The sequence below is a fragment of the Ruegeria sp. AB9 genome (assembly GCF_056542585.1).
Genome location: NZ_JBQGAA010000001.1, coordinates 977,824 through 999,009, shown reverse-complemented (window position 1 = coordinate 999,009; position 21,186 = coordinate 977,824). Strand labels below are relative to the sequence as shown.

General features: G+C 58.4%; 20 protein-coding genes. 8 read left to right on the top strand and 12 right to left on the bottom strand.

Annotated elements, in window-relative coordinates:
* The first annotated feature begins 8 nt into the window (after nt 1-8).
* Both hemP and ACR0K5_RS05050 read left to right on the top strand, forming a co-directional pair.
* On the top strand, nt 9-176 hold the full coding sequence (gene hemP, locus ACR0K5_RS05055) for a hemin uptake protein HemP (RefSeq protein ID WP_480628758.1): 168 nt from the start codon (nt 9-11) through the stop codon (nt 174-176).
* Nucleotides 173-649: a hypothetical protein gene (locus tag ACR0K5_RS05050; RefSeq protein ID WP_480628618.1), complete on the top strand. Its 477-nt coding sequence runs from the start codon at nt 173-175 to the stop codon at nt 647-649. Before hemP ends, ACR0K5_RS05050 begins: the two co-directional genes overlap by 4 nt.
* 50 nt (nt 650-699) lie before the next feature.
* On the opposite strand, the gene ACR0K5_RS05045 is transcribed toward ACR0K5_RS05050, so the two are convergent.
* The 8 genes from ACR0K5_RS05045 to ACR0K5_RS05010 all read right to left on the bottom strand — a co-directional run bounded on the left by ACR0K5_RS05045 (nt 700) and on the right by ACR0K5_RS05010 (nt 11,651).
* Nucleotides 700-3,765 carry an aminotransferase class III-fold pyridoxal phosphate-dependent enzyme gene (locus ACR0K5_RS05045; RefSeq protein ID WP_480628617.1) on the bottom strand — a complete coding sequence of 1,022 codons (3,066 nt, stop codon included), beginning with the start codon at nt 3,763-3,765 and terminating at the stop codon, nt 700-702.
* A gap of 72 nt (nt 3,766-3,837) precedes the next feature.
* Entirely contained in the window at nt 3,838-4,710 is an 873-nt protein-coding gene (locus ACR0K5_RS05040; protein ID WP_480628616.1) for an NAD(P)-dependent oxidoreductase, read from the bottom strand.
* 102 nt (nt 4,711-4,812) lie between these two features.
* A complete protein-coding gene (cueR, locus tag ACR0K5_RS05035) occupies nt 4,813-5,202 on the bottom strand; it encodes a Cu(I)-responsive transcriptional regulator (RefSeq protein WP_480628615.1) in 390 nt (129 codons plus the stop codon).
* Nucleotides 5,199-7,667, bottom strand: a complete 2,469-nt coding sequence (locus tag ACR0K5_RS05030; RefSeq protein WP_480628614.1) for a heavy metal translocating P-type ATPase — start codon at nt 7,665-7,667, stop codon at nt 5,199-5,201. The genes cueR and ACR0K5_RS05030 overlap by 4 nt, the downstream gene beginning before the upstream one ends.
* Before the next feature lie 78 nt (nt 7,668-7,745).
* On the bottom strand, nt 7,746-8,510 hold the full coding sequence (locus ACR0K5_RS05025; RefSeq protein ID WP_480628613.1) for an SDR family NAD(P)-dependent oxidoreductase: 765 nt from the start codon (nt 8,508-8,510) through the stop codon (nt 7,746-7,748).
* A complete protein-coding gene (locus ACR0K5_RS05020) occupies nt 8,507-9,439 on the bottom strand; it encodes an SDR family oxidoreductase (protein ID WP_480628612.1) in 933 nt (310 codons plus the stop codon). The genes ACR0K5_RS05025 and ACR0K5_RS05020 overlap by 4 nt, the downstream gene beginning before the upstream one ends.
* On the bottom strand, nt 9,436-10,338 hold the full coding sequence (locus tag ACR0K5_RS05015; RefSeq protein ID WP_480628611.1) for a bile acid:sodium symporter family protein: 903 nt from the start codon (nt 10,336-10,338) through the stop codon (nt 9,436-9,438). The genes ACR0K5_RS05020 and ACR0K5_RS05015 overlap by 4 nt, the downstream gene beginning before the upstream one ends.
* Nucleotides 10,335-11,651 (bottom strand): flavin-containing monooxygenase, encoded by a 1,317-nt coding sequence (locus tag ACR0K5_RS05010; RefSeq protein WP_480628610.1) that lies wholly within the window; start codon nt 11,649-11,651, stop codon nt 10,335-10,337. Before ACR0K5_RS05010 ends, ACR0K5_RS05015 begins: the two co-directional genes overlap by 4 nt.
* A gap of 65 nt (nt 11,652-11,716) precedes the next feature.
* Here ACR0K5_RS05010 and ACR0K5_RS05005 point away from each other — a divergent pair, with 65 nt between their 5' ends.
* Together ACR0K5_RS05005 and ACR0K5_RS05000 are read left to right on the top strand one after the other, a co-directional pair.
* Nucleotides 11,717-12,379: a TetR/AcrR family transcriptional regulator gene (locus tag ACR0K5_RS05005; RefSeq protein ID WP_480628609.1), complete on the top strand. Its 663-nt coding sequence runs from the start codon at nt 11,717-11,719 to the stop codon at nt 12,377-12,379.
* Nucleotides 12,380-12,634: 255 nt separating this feature from the next.
* Nucleotides 12,635-13,330, top strand: coding sequence for a THxN family PEP-CTERM protein (locus tag ACR0K5_RS05000; RefSeq protein WP_480628608.1), 696 nt, complete (start codon nt 12,635-12,637; stop codon nt 13,328-13,330).
* Nucleotides 13,331-13,867: 537 nt separating this feature from the next.
* Here the strand turns inward: ACR0K5_RS05000 and ACR0K5_RS04995 are convergent.
* Together ACR0K5_RS04995 and ACR0K5_RS04990 are read right to left on the bottom strand one after the other, a co-directional pair.
* Entirely contained in the window at nt 13,868-14,488 is a 621-nt protein-coding gene (locus tag ACR0K5_RS04995) for a pyridoxamine 5'-phosphate oxidase family protein (RefSeq protein ID WP_480628607.1), read from the bottom strand.
* Nucleotides 14,489-14,499: 11 nt separating this feature from the next.
* The gene (locus ACR0K5_RS04990; protein ID WP_480628606.1) at nt 14,500-14,964 is read right to left on the bottom strand and encodes a nuclear transport factor 2 family protein; all 465 of its coding nucleotides are present in this window, start codon (nt 14,962-14,964) and stop codon (nt 14,500-14,502) included.
* Nucleotides 14,965-15,269: 305 nt separating this feature from the next.
* On the opposite strand from ACR0K5_RS04990, the gene ACR0K5_RS04985 reads away from it, so the two are divergent.
* From ACR0K5_RS04985 to ACR0K5_RS04975, 3 genes are all read left to right on the top strand, one after another.
* Entirely contained in the window at nt 15,270-15,833 is a 564-nt protein-coding gene (locus ACR0K5_RS04985) for a TetR/AcrR family transcriptional regulator (protein ID WP_480628605.1), read from the top strand.
* Between the two features lie 141 nt (nt 15,834-15,974).
* The gene (locus ACR0K5_RS04980; RefSeq protein WP_480628604.1) at nt 15,975-17,132 is read left to right on the top strand and encodes an acyl-CoA dehydrogenase family protein; all 1,158 of its coding nucleotides are present in this window, start codon (nt 15,975-15,977) and stop codon (nt 17,130-17,132) included.
* A gap of 188 nt (nt 17,133-17,320) precedes the next feature.
* Nucleotides 17,321-18,592, top strand: a complete 1,272-nt coding sequence (locus tag ACR0K5_RS04975; RefSeq protein WP_480628603.1) for an NAD(P)/FAD-dependent oxidoreductase — start codon at nt 17,321-17,323, stop codon at nt 18,590-18,592.
* Nucleotides 18,593-18,594: 2 nt separating this feature from the next.
* Here ACR0K5_RS04975 and ACR0K5_RS04970 read toward each other — a convergent pair whose 3' ends face one another.
* Nucleotides 18,595-19,296, bottom strand: coding sequence for an SDR family oxidoreductase (locus tag ACR0K5_RS04970; protein WP_480628602.1), 702 nt, complete (start codon nt 19,294-19,296; stop codon nt 18,595-18,597).
* A 103-nt stretch (nt 19,297-19,399) separates the two neighbouring features.
* On the opposite strand from ACR0K5_RS04970, the gene ACR0K5_RS04965 reads away from it, so the two are divergent.
* Complete coding sequence (locus ACR0K5_RS04965) at nt 19,400-20,251, top strand: LysR substrate-binding domain-containing protein (protein ID WP_480628601.1); 852 nt, start codon at nt 19,400-19,402, stop codon at nt 20,249-20,251.
* Here ACR0K5_RS04965 and ACR0K5_RS04960 read toward each other — a convergent pair.
* Entirely contained in the window at nt 20,242-21,144 is a 903-nt protein-coding gene (locus ACR0K5_RS04960; protein WP_480628600.1) for a LysR family transcriptional regulator, read from the bottom strand. The two genes, ACR0K5_RS04965 and ACR0K5_RS04960, sit on opposite strands and share 10 nt — an antisense overlap.
* Between the last annotated feature and the right edge of the window lie 42 nt (nt 21,145-21,186).

Genomic DNA, 21,186 nt, shown 5'->3' with positions numbered 1-21,186 from the left:
ATGTCCCGATGAACGTACAGAACCCGACCCCAACCCAAGGTTACGCTGTCTCGATGCTTCCCGCGCATAAGGCCGAGGAACTGACCAAAGGCGGTAACCTGGCTCATATCGAATTGGGCGACCAGCTCTATACGCTGCGCATTACCCGCGCAGGAAAACTGATCCTGACGAAATGAGCGCCCCTTCTATGCGCGGCGGTGCAGCGGTTGGCCGTCTTGCCGATCTCGAGCCCGTAGAAGCGGGTGCTGTGATGTACTTGCGGATGTGGAGCGAAGGTGAAGGTGGTCGTGCCGACGCCGCCAGCGATTTCCACATTGCGCTGGGCTCGGATTCCGGGCGTGCCGCAATGCTGACACTGGACCGCTTGTGCTCACTTTGCGCCACGTATGGCCGTCGCCCTCTGATCCGGCATGGCCTTGGATGTGCCTGCCTTGGCGCGGATGAGAACTGCTTTGCCCAGATGATTGCGGCAGCCTCCGAAGGGGCGCGTGAAGATGCGATGATGATGGCGTCCTTGATCGTGCGTCCGGATTTTGCGCCTGCTCTGGCGTCTTTGTCAGAAGAGCTGGGCTTGACGCTCCGGCGTATGACAGCGGGATTCAAGATGCCGACCACCGGCCACCAGACCCCCTCGGCCGTCCTCCACTGACCAAATGTGCAGAACGGCTAAACCCCGGCGATACGCCGGGGTTTTTTCGTTCAGCAACACCCGCATCCTTCGTGGTGATGGTCATGATCGCAAACCGGGGCAGGGCTGAAGTCGCCGACCTCTGACAGCACATCCCGCAAGACCCACAGGATCATGTCCACGTCCTCGGCCTCGATGGTGAGGGGCGGGCGGATCTTCAGAATATTATCCTTGGGCCCTTCGCTGCCGATCAGAATGCGATGATCGCGCATCCGGTTTTTGACATAGCTGCAAATCTCGGTGCCTTCGGACCCATCCGGGTTGATCAGTTCAACACCCAGAAACAGACCCATACCCCGCACATCGCCGACACAGCCAAAGTCACCTTCGATCCGGCGTAGCCCGGTCATCAGACGCTCACCCATCTGGCGGGCATTGTCCTGCAGACCTTCGTCATCAACGATATCCAGCACCTCTTTGCCGATCCGACAGGACAGGGTCGAGCCGCCAAAGGTCGAAAAGAACTCGATCCCGTTGTTGAAGCTGTCGGCAATTTCTTTGGTTGTCACCAGCACGCCCAGAGGGTGCCCGTTGCCGATTGGCTTGCCCATCACCACGATATCGGGAAGCGCGCCCTGGTGTTCGAAGCCAAAGTAATATTCACCCAGGCGACCCAAACCTGTCTGAACTTCATCGGCTATACAGACACCACCAGCGGCACGGATTTTCTCATATACCGCAGGTAGATAGCCCTTGGGCGGAATGATCTGCCCACCGACAGAAGGGAAGGTTTCCGCGATGAACCCGGCCACGCCTTGCCCTCGGTCCTTCAGGGCTGCGATTGCCGGGTCCACAAGATCGGCAAATCTCTGTGCTCGATCCGCATCGTCGCGTTTGAACGAACCGCGGTAATCATCGGCAACCTCAACCAACTCAACCCAGTCGGCCTTACCGATGCCACCAGGTTTGTTGAACTTGTAGGCCGAAATCGCCACAGCCGCGTTCGTGTTCCCGTGATAGCCATGATCCGGCGTCACGATCCCTTTCGCCCCGGCATGGGCGCGGGCCAGACGCAGAGCCAGTTCGTTGGCCTCTGTTCCTGAATTGACGAAGAAACAGACCTCAAAGTGATCCGGCAGCTTGGACAGGATCTTGTCGGCAAACGCCGTCTGAGCCGGATGCAGATAGCGGGTGTTCGAGTTCATCCGCCTCAGCTGATCGGCTGCAACAGCCTGAATGCGCGGATGGGCATGTCCGACATGAGGGACGTTGTTATAGGCGTCTAGGTAAGGGCGGCCCCATTCGTCGAACAGGTGATGCTTCCAGCCTCGTACCAGCATGACCGGATCGTCATAGGTCAGCGACAGGTTGCCGCCAAAATGATCGCGGCGCCCCTGCAGGATCGCCTGCTTGTCAGTGGGTTGATAGAACACTTTGTCATCCGGCAGGTTCAGCAATGCGGCCGGGTTCGGACAGACCGCGTGCCACAACTCCATCTCATCCGGATCGCCGACGCCGGGCCAGTCAGCCTCCATGCCATCGGTGGTCAGTGCCAGCTGGAAATGCACATGCGGGGCCCAGCCGCCGTTCTGGCTGGCATCACCCAACCGGGCAAACGCGGCCCCCTGTGCCACCGGATCGCCGGGTTTCAGCCGGTTACAGCATTCCGGGTCCAGATGACCATAGAGTGTATAGAACGAATCGCCTTCGGGCGTTTCGTGATGCAGGATGATCACCCCGCCGTAATCGAGGTGCTGATCGCGGTTCTCGACCACTTCAACCCGTCCACTCATCGGTGCGCTCAGCACCGTCCCGGCGGGTGCAAACACATCCACGGCCAAATGCACCGTCCGCCGGTCCGAGGCTTTCCATGGCCCCTTGCGGAACCCTGGCTCTGCATAGATCAGACGAGGCTCGTTGTAATAGCCCAGCCACAAGTCATTACCGTATTCCTCGCCCACCCGTGCGGCCTCGACCAAAGGCATGTGAAACGGGTTCTGGGGCCAGACGCAGTTTTCAACCGACAGTGAACCCATGGGCACATTGCTCAGATCCTGACCGAACATGTCGGCAAAATGACCCCGATGATCCTGCAGATAAGTATGGATACGTTCGGCCCCATCGACCACCGGCAATCCGCAAGCCGTCCGCAACCGCGCCGGCATCAGCCCGCCATTGACCGAAGTATTCTCGAGGAACCGCCAAGCAGGCGCCTGAGAGATGGTCACATAGGGATCATCCGGGTTCTCGGCCGCCATCAGGGTCGAGTTGACGACGGATACCGCCAATCGCATCCGCAGCAACGGCCAGATTAGGTCAACCTCACGCGCGCTTAGCCAGTTTGTCGCGTGATAGCCCTTTACCAGCGCAGCCAGTGCCCGTTCCGGCTTGGGATGGTCCAACACGATATACGCCCCGGCAATCGCCAGATCGCAGACACGCGGAGCGGCGCACATGTCGCCCAGATCAATCAGGCCCGAAATCCGCCGCCGCTCGCTCAATTCACCTTCGACCAGAATGTTGTAGTCGTTGGCGTCATTATGGATGGCCTGTTTCGGCAGAGCCGCAAGGGTGCCTGAGAATTCGGCAAATCCCTCACAGATTTCCGTCAGCATTGCCCGCCGAGAAGGGTCCGAAATCGCGTCCAGCTTGTCCGCGATCCAGCCCGCCTGCATCAGGTCCCATTTGAAACCGGCCCGATGCAACCCTTCATGCTCAAACCCTTCCAGGGCCCGATCGGTTGCCCCCAGTACACGCCCCAGTTTCAGGATCAGGTCTTCGGGTTTCGGCGCGGCCTTCGCGTAACACTGCCCCGGCAGGCACTCCAACAACCAAACCAGCCTGCGCTGCCCCTCAGGATCAACGATCTCGGGCAGCAGTGCGCCATTCAAATCGGGGAACACCTTTGGAAACGGCAACCCCGGCGCTTCCGAGGCGATATGCGCCAGCGTTTGAATTTGCAGATCGACCAGACCCGCATCGCAGCCCGCCCGCATGACTTTCAGAACATAATCCTGACCATTGGTGGCCTGGACCAGAAAGTTCAGGTCATATTCACCATCCAGCCGCGTCAATCGGGCATCCAGCCCCCAATGCTGACGCAGAACATCTGCCCAGAACTTCACCAATTCGCTCATATCGTTCTCCGTCCCGGCCCACCCGGGATCCTCTTCAACGGGCCAAGAGGGGGCAGACAGCCCCCTGACTGCTTAGTCCAAGGCACGCAGCCGTTTGAACAACGAGGACGTATCCCACCGACCGCCACCCAGTTTCTGCACATCCTTGTAAAACTGGTCGACCAGCGCCGTCACAGGCAATGATGCACCGTTGACATTGGCTTCGTCCATACAGATGCCCAGATCCTTGCGCATCCAATCCACGGCAAACCCGTGGTCAAAATGATCGTCCAGCATCGTCTCGTGACGGTTCACCATCTGCCAGCTTCCGGCCGCGCCCTGGCTGATCACCTCAACAACGGACCGCCCGTCCAACCCTGCTTTCTCGGCAAAGTGCAGTGCTTCGCTGAGGGCCTGAACCAAACCGGCAATGGCGATCTGGTTGCACATCTTGGTCAACTGGCCCGCTCCGCTGTCACCGATGCGGCGGCAAATCTTGGAATAGACTTCCATCAGCGGTTCGGCCGCATCATACGCGGCCTGATCCCCGCCGCACATGATGGACAGAACCCCGTTTTCGGCCCCGGCCTGACCGCCCGAAATCGGAGCGTCCACAAAGGCGATCCCCTGTGTGGCACCGGCCTCACAAAGCTCGCGTGTGACGTCTGCCGAAACCGTTGTGTGATCGACGAAAATGGCCCCGTCGGACATGCCCTGAAACGCTCCGTCTGCACCTGTGCAGATCATGCGCAGATCATTGTCATTGCCCACACAAGCCATGACAAATTCCGCACCGTCTACCGCATCTTTGGGTGTAGTCGCCATGGCCCCGCCATGCTGCGCTACCCAGCCTTCAGCCTTGGCGGTCGTACGGTTGTAGACAGTGACGTCATGACCTGCGGCCTGCAGATGTCCGGCCATGGGATAGCCCATGACGCCAAGGCCAAGGAACGCGACTTTTGCCATTTTTGTGATCCTCTCCGCTGTTCAGTCCGCTTCAGCGACGCGGGCCTGACCGAAATCTCTGGCGAAGACAAAGCAAAGCTGCGCCCAAAGGGCAACCCCGGTTCAGGTTTTCCCGCCCAGATCCCGCAGGATGGGGCAATCGGGCCGGTCATCTCCGGCGCAGGCGTCGACCAGATGGCTGAGCGTGTCGCGCATGGCATTCAGGTCCGCGATTTTAGCTTCGATTTGAGCAAGGTGATCCCGCGCGACCTGTTTCACATCCGCGCTTGCACGGGTTTCATCCTCGTAGAGGGCGAGCAGGGTCCGGCAATCTTCGATGGTGAACCCAAGCGCCCGGGCGCGACCCAGAAAGTTCAGCTTGTGCACGTCCTGATCGCGAAACCGGCGATAGCCGTTGTCGTCGCGCAGTGGTTTGATCAGGTTAATTTCCTCATAATACCGGATCGTCTTGGCGGGCAGGCCGGTGCGGGCAGAGACATCTCCGATATTCATGCGTGCGCCTCCTTATTGGCCAGGGCCGCGGTTTCCGGCACGCTGGCGCGAACGCGACGCAGGCGCAGCGCGTTCGAGACGACAAAGACACTGGACAACGCCATCGCGCCTGCCGCCAGCGCCGGGGACAGCAGGTGGCCGCCAAACGGGTACAGGGCGCCAGCGGCGACGGGGATCAAAAGTACGTTATAGCCAAACGCCCATCCCAGATTCTGGCGGATGTTCCGCATTGTCCGACGGCTGATTTCGGTCGCATTCGCAACCCCGCGCAGATCACCGGACATCAGGACAACGTCGGCCGTCTCAATGGCCACATCCGTGCCGGTGCCGATGGCGATGCCGATATCCGCAGAGGCCAGCGCGGGCGCGTCGTTTATGCCGTCGCCGACAAAAGCCAGCGTTCCGAACTGATCGCGCAAGGCCGTGATCGCATCTACCTTGCCATCGGGCAGCACCTCGGCGGTAACGTGATCGATCCCCAGTCGGTCGGCCAATGCCTGAGCCGTGCGCGCGTTGTCGCCGGTGATCATGGCTACGGTCAGCCCCATCTGGTGCAGCCGTTCCAGCGCCTCTACGGTGCCGGGCTTGATCGGATCAGACACAGACAACGTCGCCGCGGCCTGCCCATCAAGGGCGACGAACAAGGGGGTTGCTCCTTCGGCGGCACGTGCTTCTGCCTCGACCGCCAAACTTCCAAGATCGATCCTCCGTTGCTGCATCAGCCGACGCGACCCGATCAACACGTCCCGGCCTTCAACCTGTCCTTGCAGCCCAAGCCCGGTAAGCGACCGAACATCTGAAGCCTCTGGCAGTGTTGCGGGTCCCGCTCGGGTTATGGCGGATGCAATCGGGTGCTCTGACCGAGCTTCCAAGGCAGCGGCGAGCCGCACAATCTCATCCTTGTCAAACCCGTTCGCTGTCGTCACGCTGTCCAGTTCCGGACGACCGAGGGTCAGTGTCCCGGTCTTGTCCATGGCGATGACGCGCGCCTGCTGGAGCTGCTGCAAGGCATCGCCTTTACGGAACAAAACCCCCAACTCCGCTGCACGCCCGGTGCCCACCATGATTGAAGTCGGTGTGGCCAGACCCATGGCGCAGGGGCAAGCAATGATCAGCACGGAAACACCTGCGACCAATGCCAGAGGCAGGGCAGGGCTTGGGCCAAAGATCAGCCAGACCATGACGGTGATCACAGCAACGGCGATAACCGCAGGGACAAAGCGATAGGTGATCCGATCGACCAGGCCCTGAATGGGCAGCTTCGCCCCTTGTGCCTGCTGCACCATGCGGATGACCTGCGCCAGAACGGTGTCGCCTCCCACGCGCGTGGCGCGTGCACGTAAAGCGCCGGTTCCATTTACAGTGCCGCCGACAACTGACGCACCTGCCGACTTGCCGACCGGCACTGGCTCGCCCGTGATCATGCTTTCATCGACGTAGGAGGTGCCCTCAAGCACCTCGGCATCCACCGGCACGCGTTCGCCTGGGCGGATGTACAGGATATCTCCGACGGTGATTTCAGCAATTGGACGGTCCTGCATCTGGCCGTCGACTTTCACGCGTGCAGTCTTAGGCTGCAGGCCCACCAGTTTCCGGATCGCGGTCCCGGTTTTGCCTTTGGCGCGCGCTTCCATCAACCGGCCCAGAAGGATCAGAACCACAATCACGGCCGCAGCCTCAAAATAGACGTTCGCTGTTCCCTGCGGCAACGCGCCGGGGGCGAATGTCGCGGTGACTGAATACAGATATGCCGCGCCAGTCCCCAGCGCGACCAGTGCGTTCATATCCGGCGTGCCCTGCAGCAACGACGGGATGCCCTTGCGGTAAAACATACGGCCAGGCCCCAGTAGCAGGGCCGAGGTCAGGGCAAACTGAATAAGTTGGCTGGTCTGCGTGCCGAGGGTTGCGTGCACCCAGTGATGGAAGGCGGGGATCATGTGCCCGCCCATCTCAAGAATGAACACTGGCAGGGCGAGAATGGCGGCCAGTATTGTGGCACGGGTCAGCCTTTGAATTTCTCGATCCTCACGGCTTTCGGGTTCTGAGACGCCTTGAAGACGCGCCGGATATCCGAGTCCGGTCACTAACTGTGCCAGTGCCTCTGGCGTTGTTGCCCCTGCGGCGTAAGCCACCGTGGCAGTTTGGGTCGCCAGATTGACCTGCGCTTCAGTCACGCCATGGCTGGCCATAAGCGCGCGTTCGATCTTGGCCACGCAGGATGCGCAACTCATGCCTTCAATGCTCAGATCTGCCTGACTAGTCTCAGCCGGATAACCTGCCGCATCCAGCGCCGCGGTTAGGGCAGAAACCGGCCCGTCAAAAGCCACCTGCGCCGACTTGGTCGCAAAGTTGACCGAGGCCGCATCAACCCCGGGCACATCACGCAGCGCCGCCTCAACGCGGCCCACGCAGGATGCACATCCCATGCCGGTGATTTTCAGTTCTGTCAGTGCCTCTTGCCCCATGCGACTCGTCCCGGAGGTTTCGTTGTCCTCCAAATGAGGGTTCCAGTGACGGGAAGGTCAAGGGCCTATGGTAATTTTCTATTGCCCCGACCCGCGCATATTGCGCTCCATTAAGCTTTGATACAGTCGCGGTGACAGGCGGTTGAGCCACCACGACAAGAGAGCTACGCGGCCAACCGGAATCATGGGCTGCGACTTGTCCAGTCCGCGCAGGATCGTTTCCGCAGCGGCCTCGGGGCTCATCTCATCCATCCCGTCATGTGCCGATCCGGGGCGCGCTGTGCCGTTTGCTTGCTCTTGCGCGCTGTCAGGGTTGGTCGCCACAAAGGACGGTGCTGCGATCTGGACCTGAACGCCATGAGGCGCTTCTTCGGAGCGAAGTGACTTAAAGAACCCCTCAAGCGCGTGTTTCGAAGCAGCATAGGCAGTGCGGTGATAGAGCGGCGCAAATCCGGCCACAGATGAGATGGCCAAATGTGTCCCCTTTGACGCTCTTACCGGCTGTAGAAACGCGCGGGCCATTTCTACGGCTGCAAAATAGTTGATGTCGAAGATCATTCGGTGACTGGCAGCGTCAGACTGATCAAACCCCCGAATTTGAGTTACCCCGGCGTTGTATAAAACCAGATCAATACTGTCGCAGGATGTGATCGCCCTTTGGCACGCGCTGGCAAGCTGTTCAGGGTTTGTCAGGTCACAGGCGATTGGAAGCTGGTTCGATCTGCAGGCCAGGCCCGACACATCAAGGTCTAGCAGCACAACCCGCCAGCCACGGTCTTGAAGGGCTTTGCTCAGGGCCTGTCCCAAACCGCCCGCCCCGCCAGATATGACGGCCGTCTTCATAGCCCGGTCTGCTTTTGCCAGAATGCGAAAACCTCAGCACTGGTTTTTTCGGGGATGTACCCGAACTCGGACTTCAATGCAGAATTATCTAAAACCGGTCGATATTGAAGGAACCGCACCTGTTCCGGTCCGTAACGCGACAGACCGAGCGGACGTGCCACGGCCAAAGCTGCTTTCAGCGCCCAGGCGGGCAGGCGCAGAACCGGTTTTCCCATAGCGCGGGCCAGATCGGTCACTCCCATCGCGCCGTCTCCGGCGACGTTGTAGATACCGGGTGGACCGTCGGTTGCTGCACGCTGCAGAATGCGGGCCAGATCGCGTGTCCAGATAAAGACAAAAGGGCTTTCGCTGCCGTTAACGGCCAACAGGCGGGATTTGTGAAACAGGGCCGTGATCTGGTTTTCGGTTCCAGCCCCCAGAACCGTGCCCACGCGCAGAACAACCTGCTCAAGATCAGGGGTGCCACCACGAGCTTCGGCCAGTATCTCCTCAACCTGCCTTTTGTGGTCGGAATAGGGGAACTCGGGATTGCCACGCAGCGGATCATCCTCGCGTAAGGGCACAGGATTATCGGCATGATACCCATAAGCGGAACCGGAGGATGTGACCACCAATCGGCGCACCCCGTTGGCGATAGCCGCGTCCATCACCTTGCGCGTGCCATCAACGTCAACCGCATAAGCCGCCGCGCGTCCCATCTTTGGCGGCGGCGTCACGATAGAGGCCAGATGCACGATCACATCCGGTTTTACCTTGGCGATAACACGCGCAGGGGCATCGGTTGTAACGTCCATGGGCAGAAAATGGGTGTTTTCCGGCAGGTTGCCCGGGCGCTTGAGGTCGGTGGCAAAAACCTCATGACCCTGAAGTTCAGGCAACAGCGCTTGCCCGACCATGCCGGCGGCGCCTGTGATCAGGATACGGCTCATCGTGCCGCCTCGGTTCGGGCCATCATCGACGCCAGAGCGATCCCTGAAATCGCGTGCCAGATGCCCCAGAACGCGGCAACCACGGCCATGCCTCCCAGCCCGTGGAAGAATGCAAAGATCAAGACCAGCCCAAGGCCTGAATTCTGAATGCCGGTTTCAATGGTGATGGCACGCCGATCGAAGGGGGACAGCCGGGTCAGAGTGGCTACAACCCAGCCGCCCCCCAGCGCCAGGGCGTTGTGAAGGATCACAAGCCCGGCAACGGCCCCGGCGAAACTGAGGAAGAACCTCCAGTTGGCGGCCAGGGCAAGCAGGATGAAGGCTGCAAAAATTCCCATCGACAGGTATTGCAGCGGTGCGCGCAGACGGGCGGTCAGGGCGGGCCGCCGCTGGTTCAGCGTGATGCCCAGAACCAGTGGCAGGATCAGCATCAGACCGACGAGAATGGCGATTTGCACCGGATCGATCTGGGTCTGCTGCAGGATCGCGCGGGTGGGCGGGTATAGCCCGCCCCAAAGAGCGATATTGAAAGGCGTCATGAAGATGGCGCCGATGGTGGCGAATGCGGTCATCGACACCGACAGCGCCGCATTGCCGCCCGCGCGATGCGTGATGAAGTTCGAAATATTGCCGCCGGGACAAGCCGCCACAAGGATCAGCCCAAGTGCGATCGACGGGCGCGGGGCCGTTATCGACACCAAGGCAAATGTCAGCGCCGGCAAAACCACGAACTGCGACAGCAACCCGACAATCACGGGTTTTGGCGCGCGTCTCAGACGATCGAAATCCCGAGGCGCCAGATCAATCGCAATGGAAAACATCACAATCGCCAGTATCGCGTTCAACAGCGTCAGTGATGCCGGGCTGAAATTCAGCGTAACCTCGTCGATACCACTCATACGGCAGCTTTCCGTAGCCGGTCGATCCAGCCGGTGACGGCCTTTCTGTAGGTGGCCTTGTCCACGTAATAAGCCATGCGGGGTAGGTCGATATAGTTCATGCCTCCGGTGGCGCGCACATAGTCTTTTTGTTTTTCGGTTTTCAGATCGGCTGCCGCCGGGCAGCCTTTTTGAAGACCCTTGATGTAGCGCGCCACCATCTCGGCCTGCTCATGCCTGCCCTGCCAGCCCAGGCCCGTGGCCTCGACCATGCCCAGCACAAACAGATCGTCACGTTCGGGATGTATGGTGTTTAGGTAAAGATGCGGGGCATCGCCCTGCCAATTCAGAAGATCCCTGTCGATGAACGGATAGTGCAGCTTGTATCCGGTCGCGGCGAGGATCATGTCATAGTCTTCGCAGGAGCCGTCCTTGAAGTGAACGGTGTGGCCTTCCAGTCGGTCGATATCGGGGCGAATGCGCAGATCGCCATGGCCCGCGTGATACAGAACCAGCGAATTCACCACCGGATGGCTTTCGTAAAGCTGATAATCGGGCTTGGGAAAGCCGTATTTCTGCGGGTCACCGACAAACCAGCTCAGGATTAGGCCGTCCATCTTGCGCTTCAGCCACATGGGCAAGCGGATCTTGCCACCCATCGTATCAGCAGGTTTGCCAAAAACGTACTTCGGGACGAAGTAATATCCACGGCGCATCGACAGATCGCAGCGTTTCGCATGATGGATTGCATCCACAGCGATATCGCAACCGGAATTGCCCGCGCCTACGACCAACACACGCTTGCCGTCGAACTGGCTGGGGTAACGATACTGCGAGGCATGGATCACCTCGCCGTCAAACGAGCCGGGAAAGCTGGGCATATTCGGTTCTGACAAAGTGCCGTTTGCAATCAGAACGCCTGCGAACTCGGCCTGGTGGTGACCGTCTGCATCCCGCCAACAGACACGCCAACCGTCACCGGGTTTACCCAGTGGCGTGATCTCGGTGACCTCAGCGTTGAACCTGTACCTCTCACGCAGCCCGAAATGATCGGCGAACGCACGGAAATAGTCGCACATCGCCCGGTGCGAGGGGTACTCGGCCACTGCCTCATCCATCGGGAAATCTTCGAACTCGGTCATACGCTTGGACGAGATCAAATGCGCTGTCTCGTACATGGTTGATCTGGGCGCATCGATGTCCCACAGACCGCCCACGTCCGAATGTAGCTCGAACCCCTGAAATGCGATGCCCTGCTCCTTCAGCACCTTGGCTGCGGCCAACCCCATCGGCCCCGCCCCGATCAGGGCGAATGCGTCGCGTGTCTCTGTCATGAACCCTCCCAAAGTTCGTGGAGCTTAACTTGAACGAACGACCAAAATAAGGCAAGATGAAATTCATGAGTCTGAAAAACATAGAAAAACCAAGGCAAAGGGCGCCGTCCAAGCGATCGCTTGAGACCAAGGCGCGGATCATGGATGCGGCTGAAACCGTCTTTGCCGAACGTGGATTCGAAGGTGCGTCAATCCGGGATATCGCAGCACGTGCAGAGGTTCAGATTGGGCTTGTGCATCATCACGGGGGTGGCAAGGAAGAGCTGTTCTATCGCACCGTCGCGCGCCGCGCGGAGAAGTTGGCGCAGCTTCGGACCGACGCCTTGAAAAAGGCTAAGATGGCTGGTCCGCTCGGGCTGCACAGCATTTTGGATAGCTTTATCCGCCCTTATGTGGAACTTGCTGAAACAGGCGGCCCGGGATGGATGGCTTACGGGCGGTTGGTGGCCCATGTGTCGGTCGATCCCCGATGGCGCGAGATCGCCGCTGAGTGTTTCGACCCTACCGCCCAACTATTCATCGACGAGATCGCCGCGCTTTACCCGGATGTCGATCCGGCCGTAATGGCTAGTGGTCAGGTCTATTCTGTCTCGGCTATGTTGGCCCACCTCAACAGTGGCTGGCGGGTCAGGGCGCTTTCGCAGGGCGGTGATTTGTCCGATGTAGAACATCTGGTGGATTTCTGCTGTGCCGGTATCGAAGCAATGATTAAATCTGGTCGTGAATGAACTCTTGTGAGGCCCAGGATGGCGTGGTTTGTCGGCGAGTTGGCAACCTGTGTCAAAATCGTGTTTCCACATGACGGCTAATGATCACTGGTGTGGCGATTGTTTCTATTTCCGCTCCAAATTAAGCCGTGCTGGCCTTGAATGAGGTGAAAACGTGGCGTCAATGTGGCGCTCATTGTGGAGATAAGTTTAAATCACTTTGCTCTCCTTAGGAGTGTGGTTCGTAATTGGTGATTCTGTTTTAAAGGTGGGGACATGGTTCTTAAAGGAAACGTAGCTGCAATAGCTGTTGTAGCAGTGATGGCAGGCAGCGGCGCTTCGGCGCTTACTATTTCAAGCATTTCGCCGTCTTGGCAAAACGTAAGTCCAACAAGTGGTGTTTCTGAAAGCGCCTCGGGTTCGACAATTTCACTTCGTTGGGGAAGTGGCAGCACCTCGAGCGGGTATGACTTTACGCCGACGGGAACACCAATTTCAGGCCTGTTGCCTGGTTCGGCTTTTTCACTCGGACAGTTCACACACCTGAACTATCCGATCACTGGAACCACGCTGAGTTCCGTTGACCTGATGGTTGACATCCTCATCGGCGGGGGTCCTCTTGTGTCGTCGTCATTTGGCATTGCACATAATGAGACCTTAAACAGCCAGAGCAATTGCCCCACGAATTCAACGCCTTGCGACGATATCGTTACCATTTCCAACAATCTTGGTTCCCAAACCTTCAGCTTTGGTGGCCAGAACTACGTGTTTTCAGTCCTTGGCTTTTCTCAGGACGGTGGCAGCACCATTTCCAACGGCTTCATGACGACAGAAAACATGCAAAACAACGCAACGCTTTACGGGCAATACACGATTGCTCCTGTACCGTTGCCGGCCGCTGGCTGGCTGCTTCTCGGGGGCATCACCGGCATGTTTGCGGTAGGTCGCCGGAAAAAGCGTAGCATGGCCTGACCTGGTTTTTCATGCTCTCACCTCTCGAAGCGGTGAGAGCATTCTGGGAAGCGCGCCACTCTGTAAAAACCCGTTATATTCGTTCTTGCAGAGCATACGCCCTATGGATCCAAATTGACGTGAAAACCCTGAGACGATTGGCAAAGTAGTCTCAAGCTTGGCCCTGATTGAACTCGGTGCATATTCTCACCTGTATGAGGGGGCAAATCCCATCTATCCCCGAGCCAAACTCTTGACGCGATCGCCAATTAAGACGCGACGTTAGAATTAGATCAGTTGATCCCATAGGAAAAATTGGAGTGCCGCAGAGAGCCTATCGGAAAGCCACACGGTCATCACTCCTGCCGTAAATGTTCAAACAGAGTCTTGTTGAACACGGATGGCGGCTATGTTCGTACGGCGTTGGGCGAGACGAAAAATCCGAACAAAATGACCAACAGGATCATGGCGGCCCCGGCAAGACAGGCCGCTGAGAGGTGAAAGACTCAGCGAGCCGTTGTGACATCCCCTGTTTTGAATACTGCAGTGTCTGAAGGGTCAGCCGGACTTTGCCAGCTCTTGCTTCAGCCTTTCGTTTTCCGCCTGCAACAGTGCCAGCTGCTGCCCCAGCTTGTTCAGATGCGGGCGCAATTCAGCCTCGGTGAAGCGCGGCGTGATGTGGCGCGGGCAGTTCCAGTCCAGCGCTTCGATACGAATGATCACAGCCCGTTCCGCCGGAGCCTCGGAATCTTCAGGGTAAAGGCTGGCTGCTGCTGTTTCGCCTTCTGTGAATTCGACCCGTCCCAGGATCTTGAGGCGGCGTTGGTTGGCATAATCCATCAGGATCATCGCAATGCGGTCGTTGCCGTCCAGATTCCCGCGCGAGATATACTGTTTGTTGCCCGAAAAATCCGCATAGCCGATGGTCTGCGGGCCCAGCACCTTCAGAAACCCGACCGGGCCTCCGCGATACTGCACGTAGGGCCAGCCGGTTTCGGACACAGTAGATTGATAGAAACCGTCCCGAGCCTGTATGAACTCTTTCTCGGGTTCACCAATCAGATGGCCTTGCTGCGGGCCGCCTTCGATAAACTTGGCATAAGTTTTGGCCGATCCCATCCGCTCTTGATGGGCGCGGACAGCAGATGTGAATGTCAGTTCGGAAAAGGCACGAGGCATGGTTTGTCCTTTCAAAGACCCAGGTCTGAAAGCCCGGGATGGTCCTCGGGGCGTTCACCCAAGGGCCAATGGAACAGACGGTCACTTTCGGAAATGGGCAGATCGTTTAGCGAAGCATGGCGATTTGACATGCGCCCGTCTTCGGCAAATTCCCAGTTCTCATTGCCGTAAGACCGGAACCACTGACCGCTGTCGTCATGCCATTCATAGGCATAGCGCACGGCGATGCGGTTTTCGGTAAATGCCCAAAGCTCTTTGATCAGACGATAGTCCAGTTCCTTACGCCATTTGCGGGTCAGAAACGCGTGGATGTCGGCATGTCCGGATAAGAATTCGGCCCGGTTCCGCCATTGACTGTCGTCGGTATAAGCGGGCGTTACGCGATCGGGATCACGGCTGTTCCAACCATTTTCGGCCATGCGCACTTTTTGAGTCGCGGTTTCGAGCGTGAAAGGGGGCAGAGGGGGGCGAGACATTGTGTAGTAGGCTTTCAGGTAAGTGAGGCGGCAAGAAGGGCCATGGACAGAAGGAACGGAACGTACTGCGGTGGGAAAATGCTGGCGCGACGTTTCATCAGTCAAATCCTCTGGTGTACAGATCGGTAAACTTTTGCATTGAAAGTGTACCGACCTGTTAACTTTTGCAAGGGTGAATATTAAAAATGTCAGTGTGAGACTGGTTTGAATTTTAAAATAACGTAAAAACAATGAGTTGAGTGGTGGTCATTGTACTTCGAGCTTCGGGATAATATGTACAGAACGGTACACCATGGAGCCGAATCATGCGCCCAAACAAACGGGATGAGTTGGTCAGCAAGGCCCTGAAGGTCTTTTATCGCGATGGGTTTCACGCGACCGGCATGGACAAGCTGGTGGTGGAAACGGGCGTGTCCAAAACGTCGATGTATAAGCATTTCCGCACCAAGGAAGACCTGATTGTGGCCGCGTTGCGCTTGCGGGATGAGAACTTCCGCAACTGGTTTTTTCAGCGCATTGGCGCCATTGCTAAAACACCAGCCGAGCAAATCATCGCCAGTTTTGACGTTCTGAAAGAGTGGTTCGAGGAAGACGGATTCCGGGGCTGCATGTTCATCAAGGCCGGGGCCGAATATCAGGACGTAGACCACCCGATCCATGTGCAGGCCGCTGAACATAAACAGCATCTGCTGGAACATTTTACGTCCGTGGCCAAGCAGGCCGGTGTACGCGATCCTCAGAAACTCGCCAATCAGATCGTGTTGTTGCAAGAGGGCGCAATCGTATCTGCCGTTCTGCTCAAGAATTGCGACCCGGCGGAAGATGCCAAGGATGCGGCCAAACACCTGCTGGCCACGGCACTGACCTAAACCTGCTCAAACGGACAGGTTCTTCAGACACTTGCGGGCAAAGAACGTTGCGTTGTTCAACTGCGGGACGCGGCGTCACGAGCATTGGCGTGAATCGAACAGAACGCTAGCCTTTCAGGAAAGACTGATTGGAGAGCGTAAATGTCACTATTCACTTCGACTGCGGCGTGGGTCACTGATGAACATCGCATGTTTGCGGATATGGCTGGCCGGTTCATGGATGACGAAATGTCGCCCAATATTGAAACCTGGGTCGAAAACGGCGTTGTGGATCGCGATTTCTGGCGTAAGGCGGGTGAAACGGGCCTGATGGCAGGTGCGATCCCCGAGGAATATGGCGGTGTCGGTGGCGGTATGGGCTTTGATGCGATCACCGCCTATGAGCAGGGAGCACGTGGAGACGCCGGTTGGGGTTATGGCATTCAGTCGATCGTGACCCATTACCTCACCGCCTATGGCAGCGAAGACCAGAAGCTGAAATGGCTACCGAAACTGGCCTCGGGCGAAATGGTGGGCGCGCTGGCGATGACCGAACCCAGCACCGGCTCGGACGTTCAGGCGGTGCGGACCATGGCCGAGAAAGACGGAAACTCCTACCGGCTGAATGGTTCGAAAATCTTCATCACCAATGGACAGACCGCGGAACTGATCATTGTGGCCGCCAAGACGGACAAGGCCGCAGGTGCGCGCGGCGTCTCATTGATCGTGGTGGAAACCGATGGGGCAGAAGGCTTCCGCCGGGCACGGAACCTCAAGAAGCTGGGGATGAAGGGCAACGACACGGCCGAGCTGTTCTTCGAAGATGTCAAAGTGCCGATGACCAACCTTTTGGGGGCCGAGGAAGGGCAGGGATTCTATCAGTTGATGAAGCAACTGCCCTGGGAACGGTTGAATATCGCGATCATGGCGCTGGGCGCGATTGATTTCGCCATCGCCGAAACAGTGAAATACGTACAGGAACGCAAGGCCTTTGGGCAGCGGGTGATGGACTTCCAAAACACCCGGTTCAAGCTGGCCGAATGCAAGACCAAGGCCGAGGTTTTGCGTAGCTTCATCAACGACTGTATTGGCAAGCTGGAAGCGGGAGAGCTGGACGCGGCCACCGCCTCGATGGCGAAATATTGGGGCTCGGAGGTGCAGAACGAAATCATGCACGAGTGCCTGCAGCTGTTCGGCGGCTATGGTTTCATGATGGAATACCCGATTGCGCGTCTTTATGCGGATGCGCGGGTGCAGATGATCTATGGTGGCACCAACGAGGTCATGAAAGAGGTGATCGCGCGGTCGCTCGACGTTTGACGGCATCCGCGCGGCCCCCGTCCGTCGTCATCATTCCTGGCGAAATGCCTACTCGGGTTGGGCCCGGCAGGCCCGGGGCTTTGCCCACGCCGGTGGGGTCTTTTTCGTCGCATACCTGTCGCCATGCGCGCGCTTGCAAAGAAAGTGCAACGGTATGATGATCCGCCGAAAAGACTCAGAGGCCCGACGTGAACGATCCCGAACATGCCCTGTGGCGCGCCACTTGCACCGAAGCTGTCACCGCATCGCCTCTGACCGCTGATACAACCGTTGACCTAGCCGTCATCGGCGGCGGATATACAGGTTGTTCGGCGGCTTTGACGGCAGCCCGCGCCGGTGCCTCGGTCTGCCTGCTGGAAGCGCAGGAGATCGGGTTTGGTGGATCAGGACGCAATGTAGGTCTGGTGAATGCCGGGTTATGGCTGCCACCGGACGACATCCGCGCGCATATCGGTGCGGATGCCGGAGACCGCCTGATCGATTTGCTGGCTGAGGCCCCGTCAGATGTTTTTTCCCTAATCGAAGAATACGGCATCGCCTGTGAGCCGGTGCGCAACGGAACCCTTCATTGTGCGCACTCTGCTTCGGGGTTGAAAGACCTGCAGAAGCGTCACGCGCAACTGAGTGGGGCCAGAGCACCGGTCGAGTTGCTGTCAGGGGACCAAGCCCGTGAACGGACCGGTAGCGACGCTTTTTACGGTGCCTTGTTCGATCCGCGTGCCGGAACCATACAGCCTCTGGCCTATGCGGTGGGTTTGGCACGCGCGGCAGCACAGGCCGGGGCGCAGGTACATGCGCAAAGTCCTGTACAGACGATGCGATATCAGGATGACCTTTGGATTCTGTCCACGCCGGGCGGCACAGTTCGGGCTAAATCAGTTATTCAGGCGACTAATGCCTATCACCTTGCGTTACCGGATACCGCGCCTGCCTATGTTCCGGTCTATTACTTTCAATACGCTACAACTCCTCTGTCCCACAATCTGCGCGCCAGCATCCTGCCGCAGACAGAGGGGTGCTGGGATACCGGTCTGATCATGACCTCTTTCCGACTGGATCAGGCGGGGCGGATGATCATCGGTGGCATGGGCGACTTGGGGAATGTGGGCCGGAGTGCCCATTCCGGATGGGTCCGGCGTAAGCTGACGGAGCTTTATCCGCAGCTCGCCGATCAGCCTTTTGAACAAGGATGGCACGGGCGGATAGCCATGACATCGGATCATATTCCCAAGATTACGAAGATTGGCCCCAACGCTCTGGCTGCGCACGGGTATTCCGGCCGTGGCATCGGCCCTGGCACTGTGTTCGGTCGCATGATGGCCGAAAGCCTTCTGGCGGATGACCTCTCACTTTTACCGGTTCCCGCCGTCGCTGAGCATCGCGAAAGCTGGACGCGCGTGCGCCGCGCCTTTTTCGAATCCGGCGCGGCGCTGACACATCTGATAAAGGCGCGGTTCTGAGGTCAGACAGACCGGGTGATGCCACCATCCACCCGGATGTTCTGCCCGGTGATGTAGCCGCCCCCTTCGGAGGCCAGCAAAGCGACGACCGAGGCGATCTCGTCATAGCTGCGCCCATAGCGCCCCATTGGGATGCGGCTGCGAAACTCTTCCTTCTCGGGTAAGCTGTCGATGAAGCCCGGCAGGACGTTGTTCATGCGGATATTTTCGGCGGCATATTTGTCTGAATACAGTTTGGCGAAGGCCGCCAATCCGGCCCGAAACACGCCTGAGGTTGGAAAAACCGGATCAGGTTCGAATGCCGCAAAGGTTGAGATATTGATGATCGACCCACCACCCTGGGCCTGCATGATCGGGGTCACCAGCCGTGTCGGACGGACCGCGTTAAGGAAATAGACATCCATGCCAGCGTGCCAATCCTCATCCGCCAACTCAAGGATTGGAGCGCGGGGGCCGTGACCAGCGGAATTGACCAGTACGTCAATACGCCCCCAATGGGCCATCGCGGCATCGACAAGCTTTTGCAAATCCTCGGTGGACTGGTTCGAGCCAGTCACACCGACGCCGCCCAGCTCATGCGCCAACGCTTCGCCTTTGCCTGAGGCCGACAGAACGCCAACCTTGAACCCGTCCGCCGCCAGCCTTCGTGCTGAATCCGCACCCATGCCGCTGCCGCCGGCTGTGATAAGCGCTACTTTGTCCATCTGACATCTCCGTTTTCAATTGATCCCAAGATGGCGATTAGGGCCCGGTTTGACCAATCAGTTCTGCTGGCTCTATGCTGTAGGAAATCTACAGGATCATGCCATGGCTGCCCTTCCACCCCTGAACGCTTTGCGGGCTTTCGAAGCCTCGGCGCGACATTTGAATTTTCGACTGGCTGCCGAAGAATTGGGCGTGACGCAAGGCGCTGTCGCACAGCAGGTGCGAGGTCTTGAGGCACGATTGGAAGAGGTTTTGTTCGACCGCCTGCCACGTGGATTGAGGCTGACTGAAGCCGGGCGCCGGTTTCACGCGCCTTTACGCCGAGCCTTCAGGCTGATCGAAGAGGCCGTTGAAGACTTGTCTCCGGACCGTCGGATCACCTTGTCGGTTACGCCCAGTTTCGCCTCGAAATGGCTGGTGCCGCGATTGTCGGATTTCACTGATCTGCATCCCGACATCTCGGTCCAGGTGGATGCACGCGAACGTCTGGCAGATTTCAAATCGGATGGGGTGGATCTGGCGGTCAGGCAGGGTCGGGCGCCTTTTGGGTCTGAACTGGATGCAGTGCCATTGTTTTCGACCGAATTCATCCCGGTTTGCAGCCCCGCTATCGCCGGACAAGTAGGAGAACCCGCTGACCTGCTGGGGCAAGTGCTGCTGAATGATACCCACGGGCTGTGGCCCTTGTTTCTTGAGCGGGTGGGTGTAAGCGGTAAGCCCCGGATGATGAGCTTTAGTCAGACCAGCCTGGCTATTGATGCGGCACTCTCGGGGCAGGGAGTCGCTCTGGCCAATGCGCCTCTGGTCGCGCCTGAGGTCGCCTCGGGCCGTCTTGTCCAACCGCTAGAGGATGTCTTGATTGAAGATTTGGGCTTCTATGTTGTCGTGCCCCGCAAGCCGCGCCAGCCGCAACTGGTCGAGATCATGCGCAACTGGCTGCTGTCTCAGGTCTGAAGGGAGGCTGCGATAGCCTCGATCCGGGCGCGCAACCAACGGTGGGCGGGATCATTTGCCGACCGCTGATGCCAGACCATGTAGATGGAGACGGGCGCGCACTCGAAAGGCAGCGGTGCGCAATCCAACGCAGCTAACGGACCCTGTTTCATAAGCGCTGTATCGGTCGAAATCAGGTCGCTGCCCTGCACAAAGGCGGGGATCGCGTTGAAATGCGGTAAAGCGACAACCGCTGGCCTGATCTGGCTTTGATCAACACCGCGCATCACCGCGCGGGCGTTGCGGCCATCGGCAAAGCGCACCTCGACATGCGCGCTGTCGCAATAGTCCTGCCAACTGTCCGGCGGTCTGCGTTGCGTGGCGTCATAGAACATCATCAGAGGGCTGGTCATTAGGCGTTTCTGAAAGATATCCGGTCCGTCCGGCGGCAGCGGAGTCAGCATCAGCTGGCATCTGTCACTGCGCAACAGATCGGGGTCGGGAACGCCTGAGGGGATGAATTCCAACCGCAGACCTGCGCCTTCAGCGCGGGTTTCGCGCAGGAGTTGCGGAAAGATCAGCTCACGCGGCATGTCATTGGTGGCAATGCGGATCTCAATCTGTTCAGACAGCGGGTCGAACGGTCGCCCTTCCGTCAGCGCCCGCATTCCGTCCAGCACCTTTTGCGCAGGATCCTTCAGGGACAGGGCGCGTTCAGTTGGGGTCAGGCCCTGACCGGAACGGACAAACAATGGGTCGCCCAGCACCTGCCGGAGCTTGGACAGAGTATGGCTGATGGCCGATTGCGTGACGCCCAACCGGTCTGCAGCTTTCGAGACCGAGCTTTCCTCAAGTATGGTCAGAAACGTGCGCAGAACCTTGCCGTCAAGATCAGTAAAATCGAATTTGCTCATACCATTTATGATTAAGCATGAATGGTTTTGCTGTCCATCGCG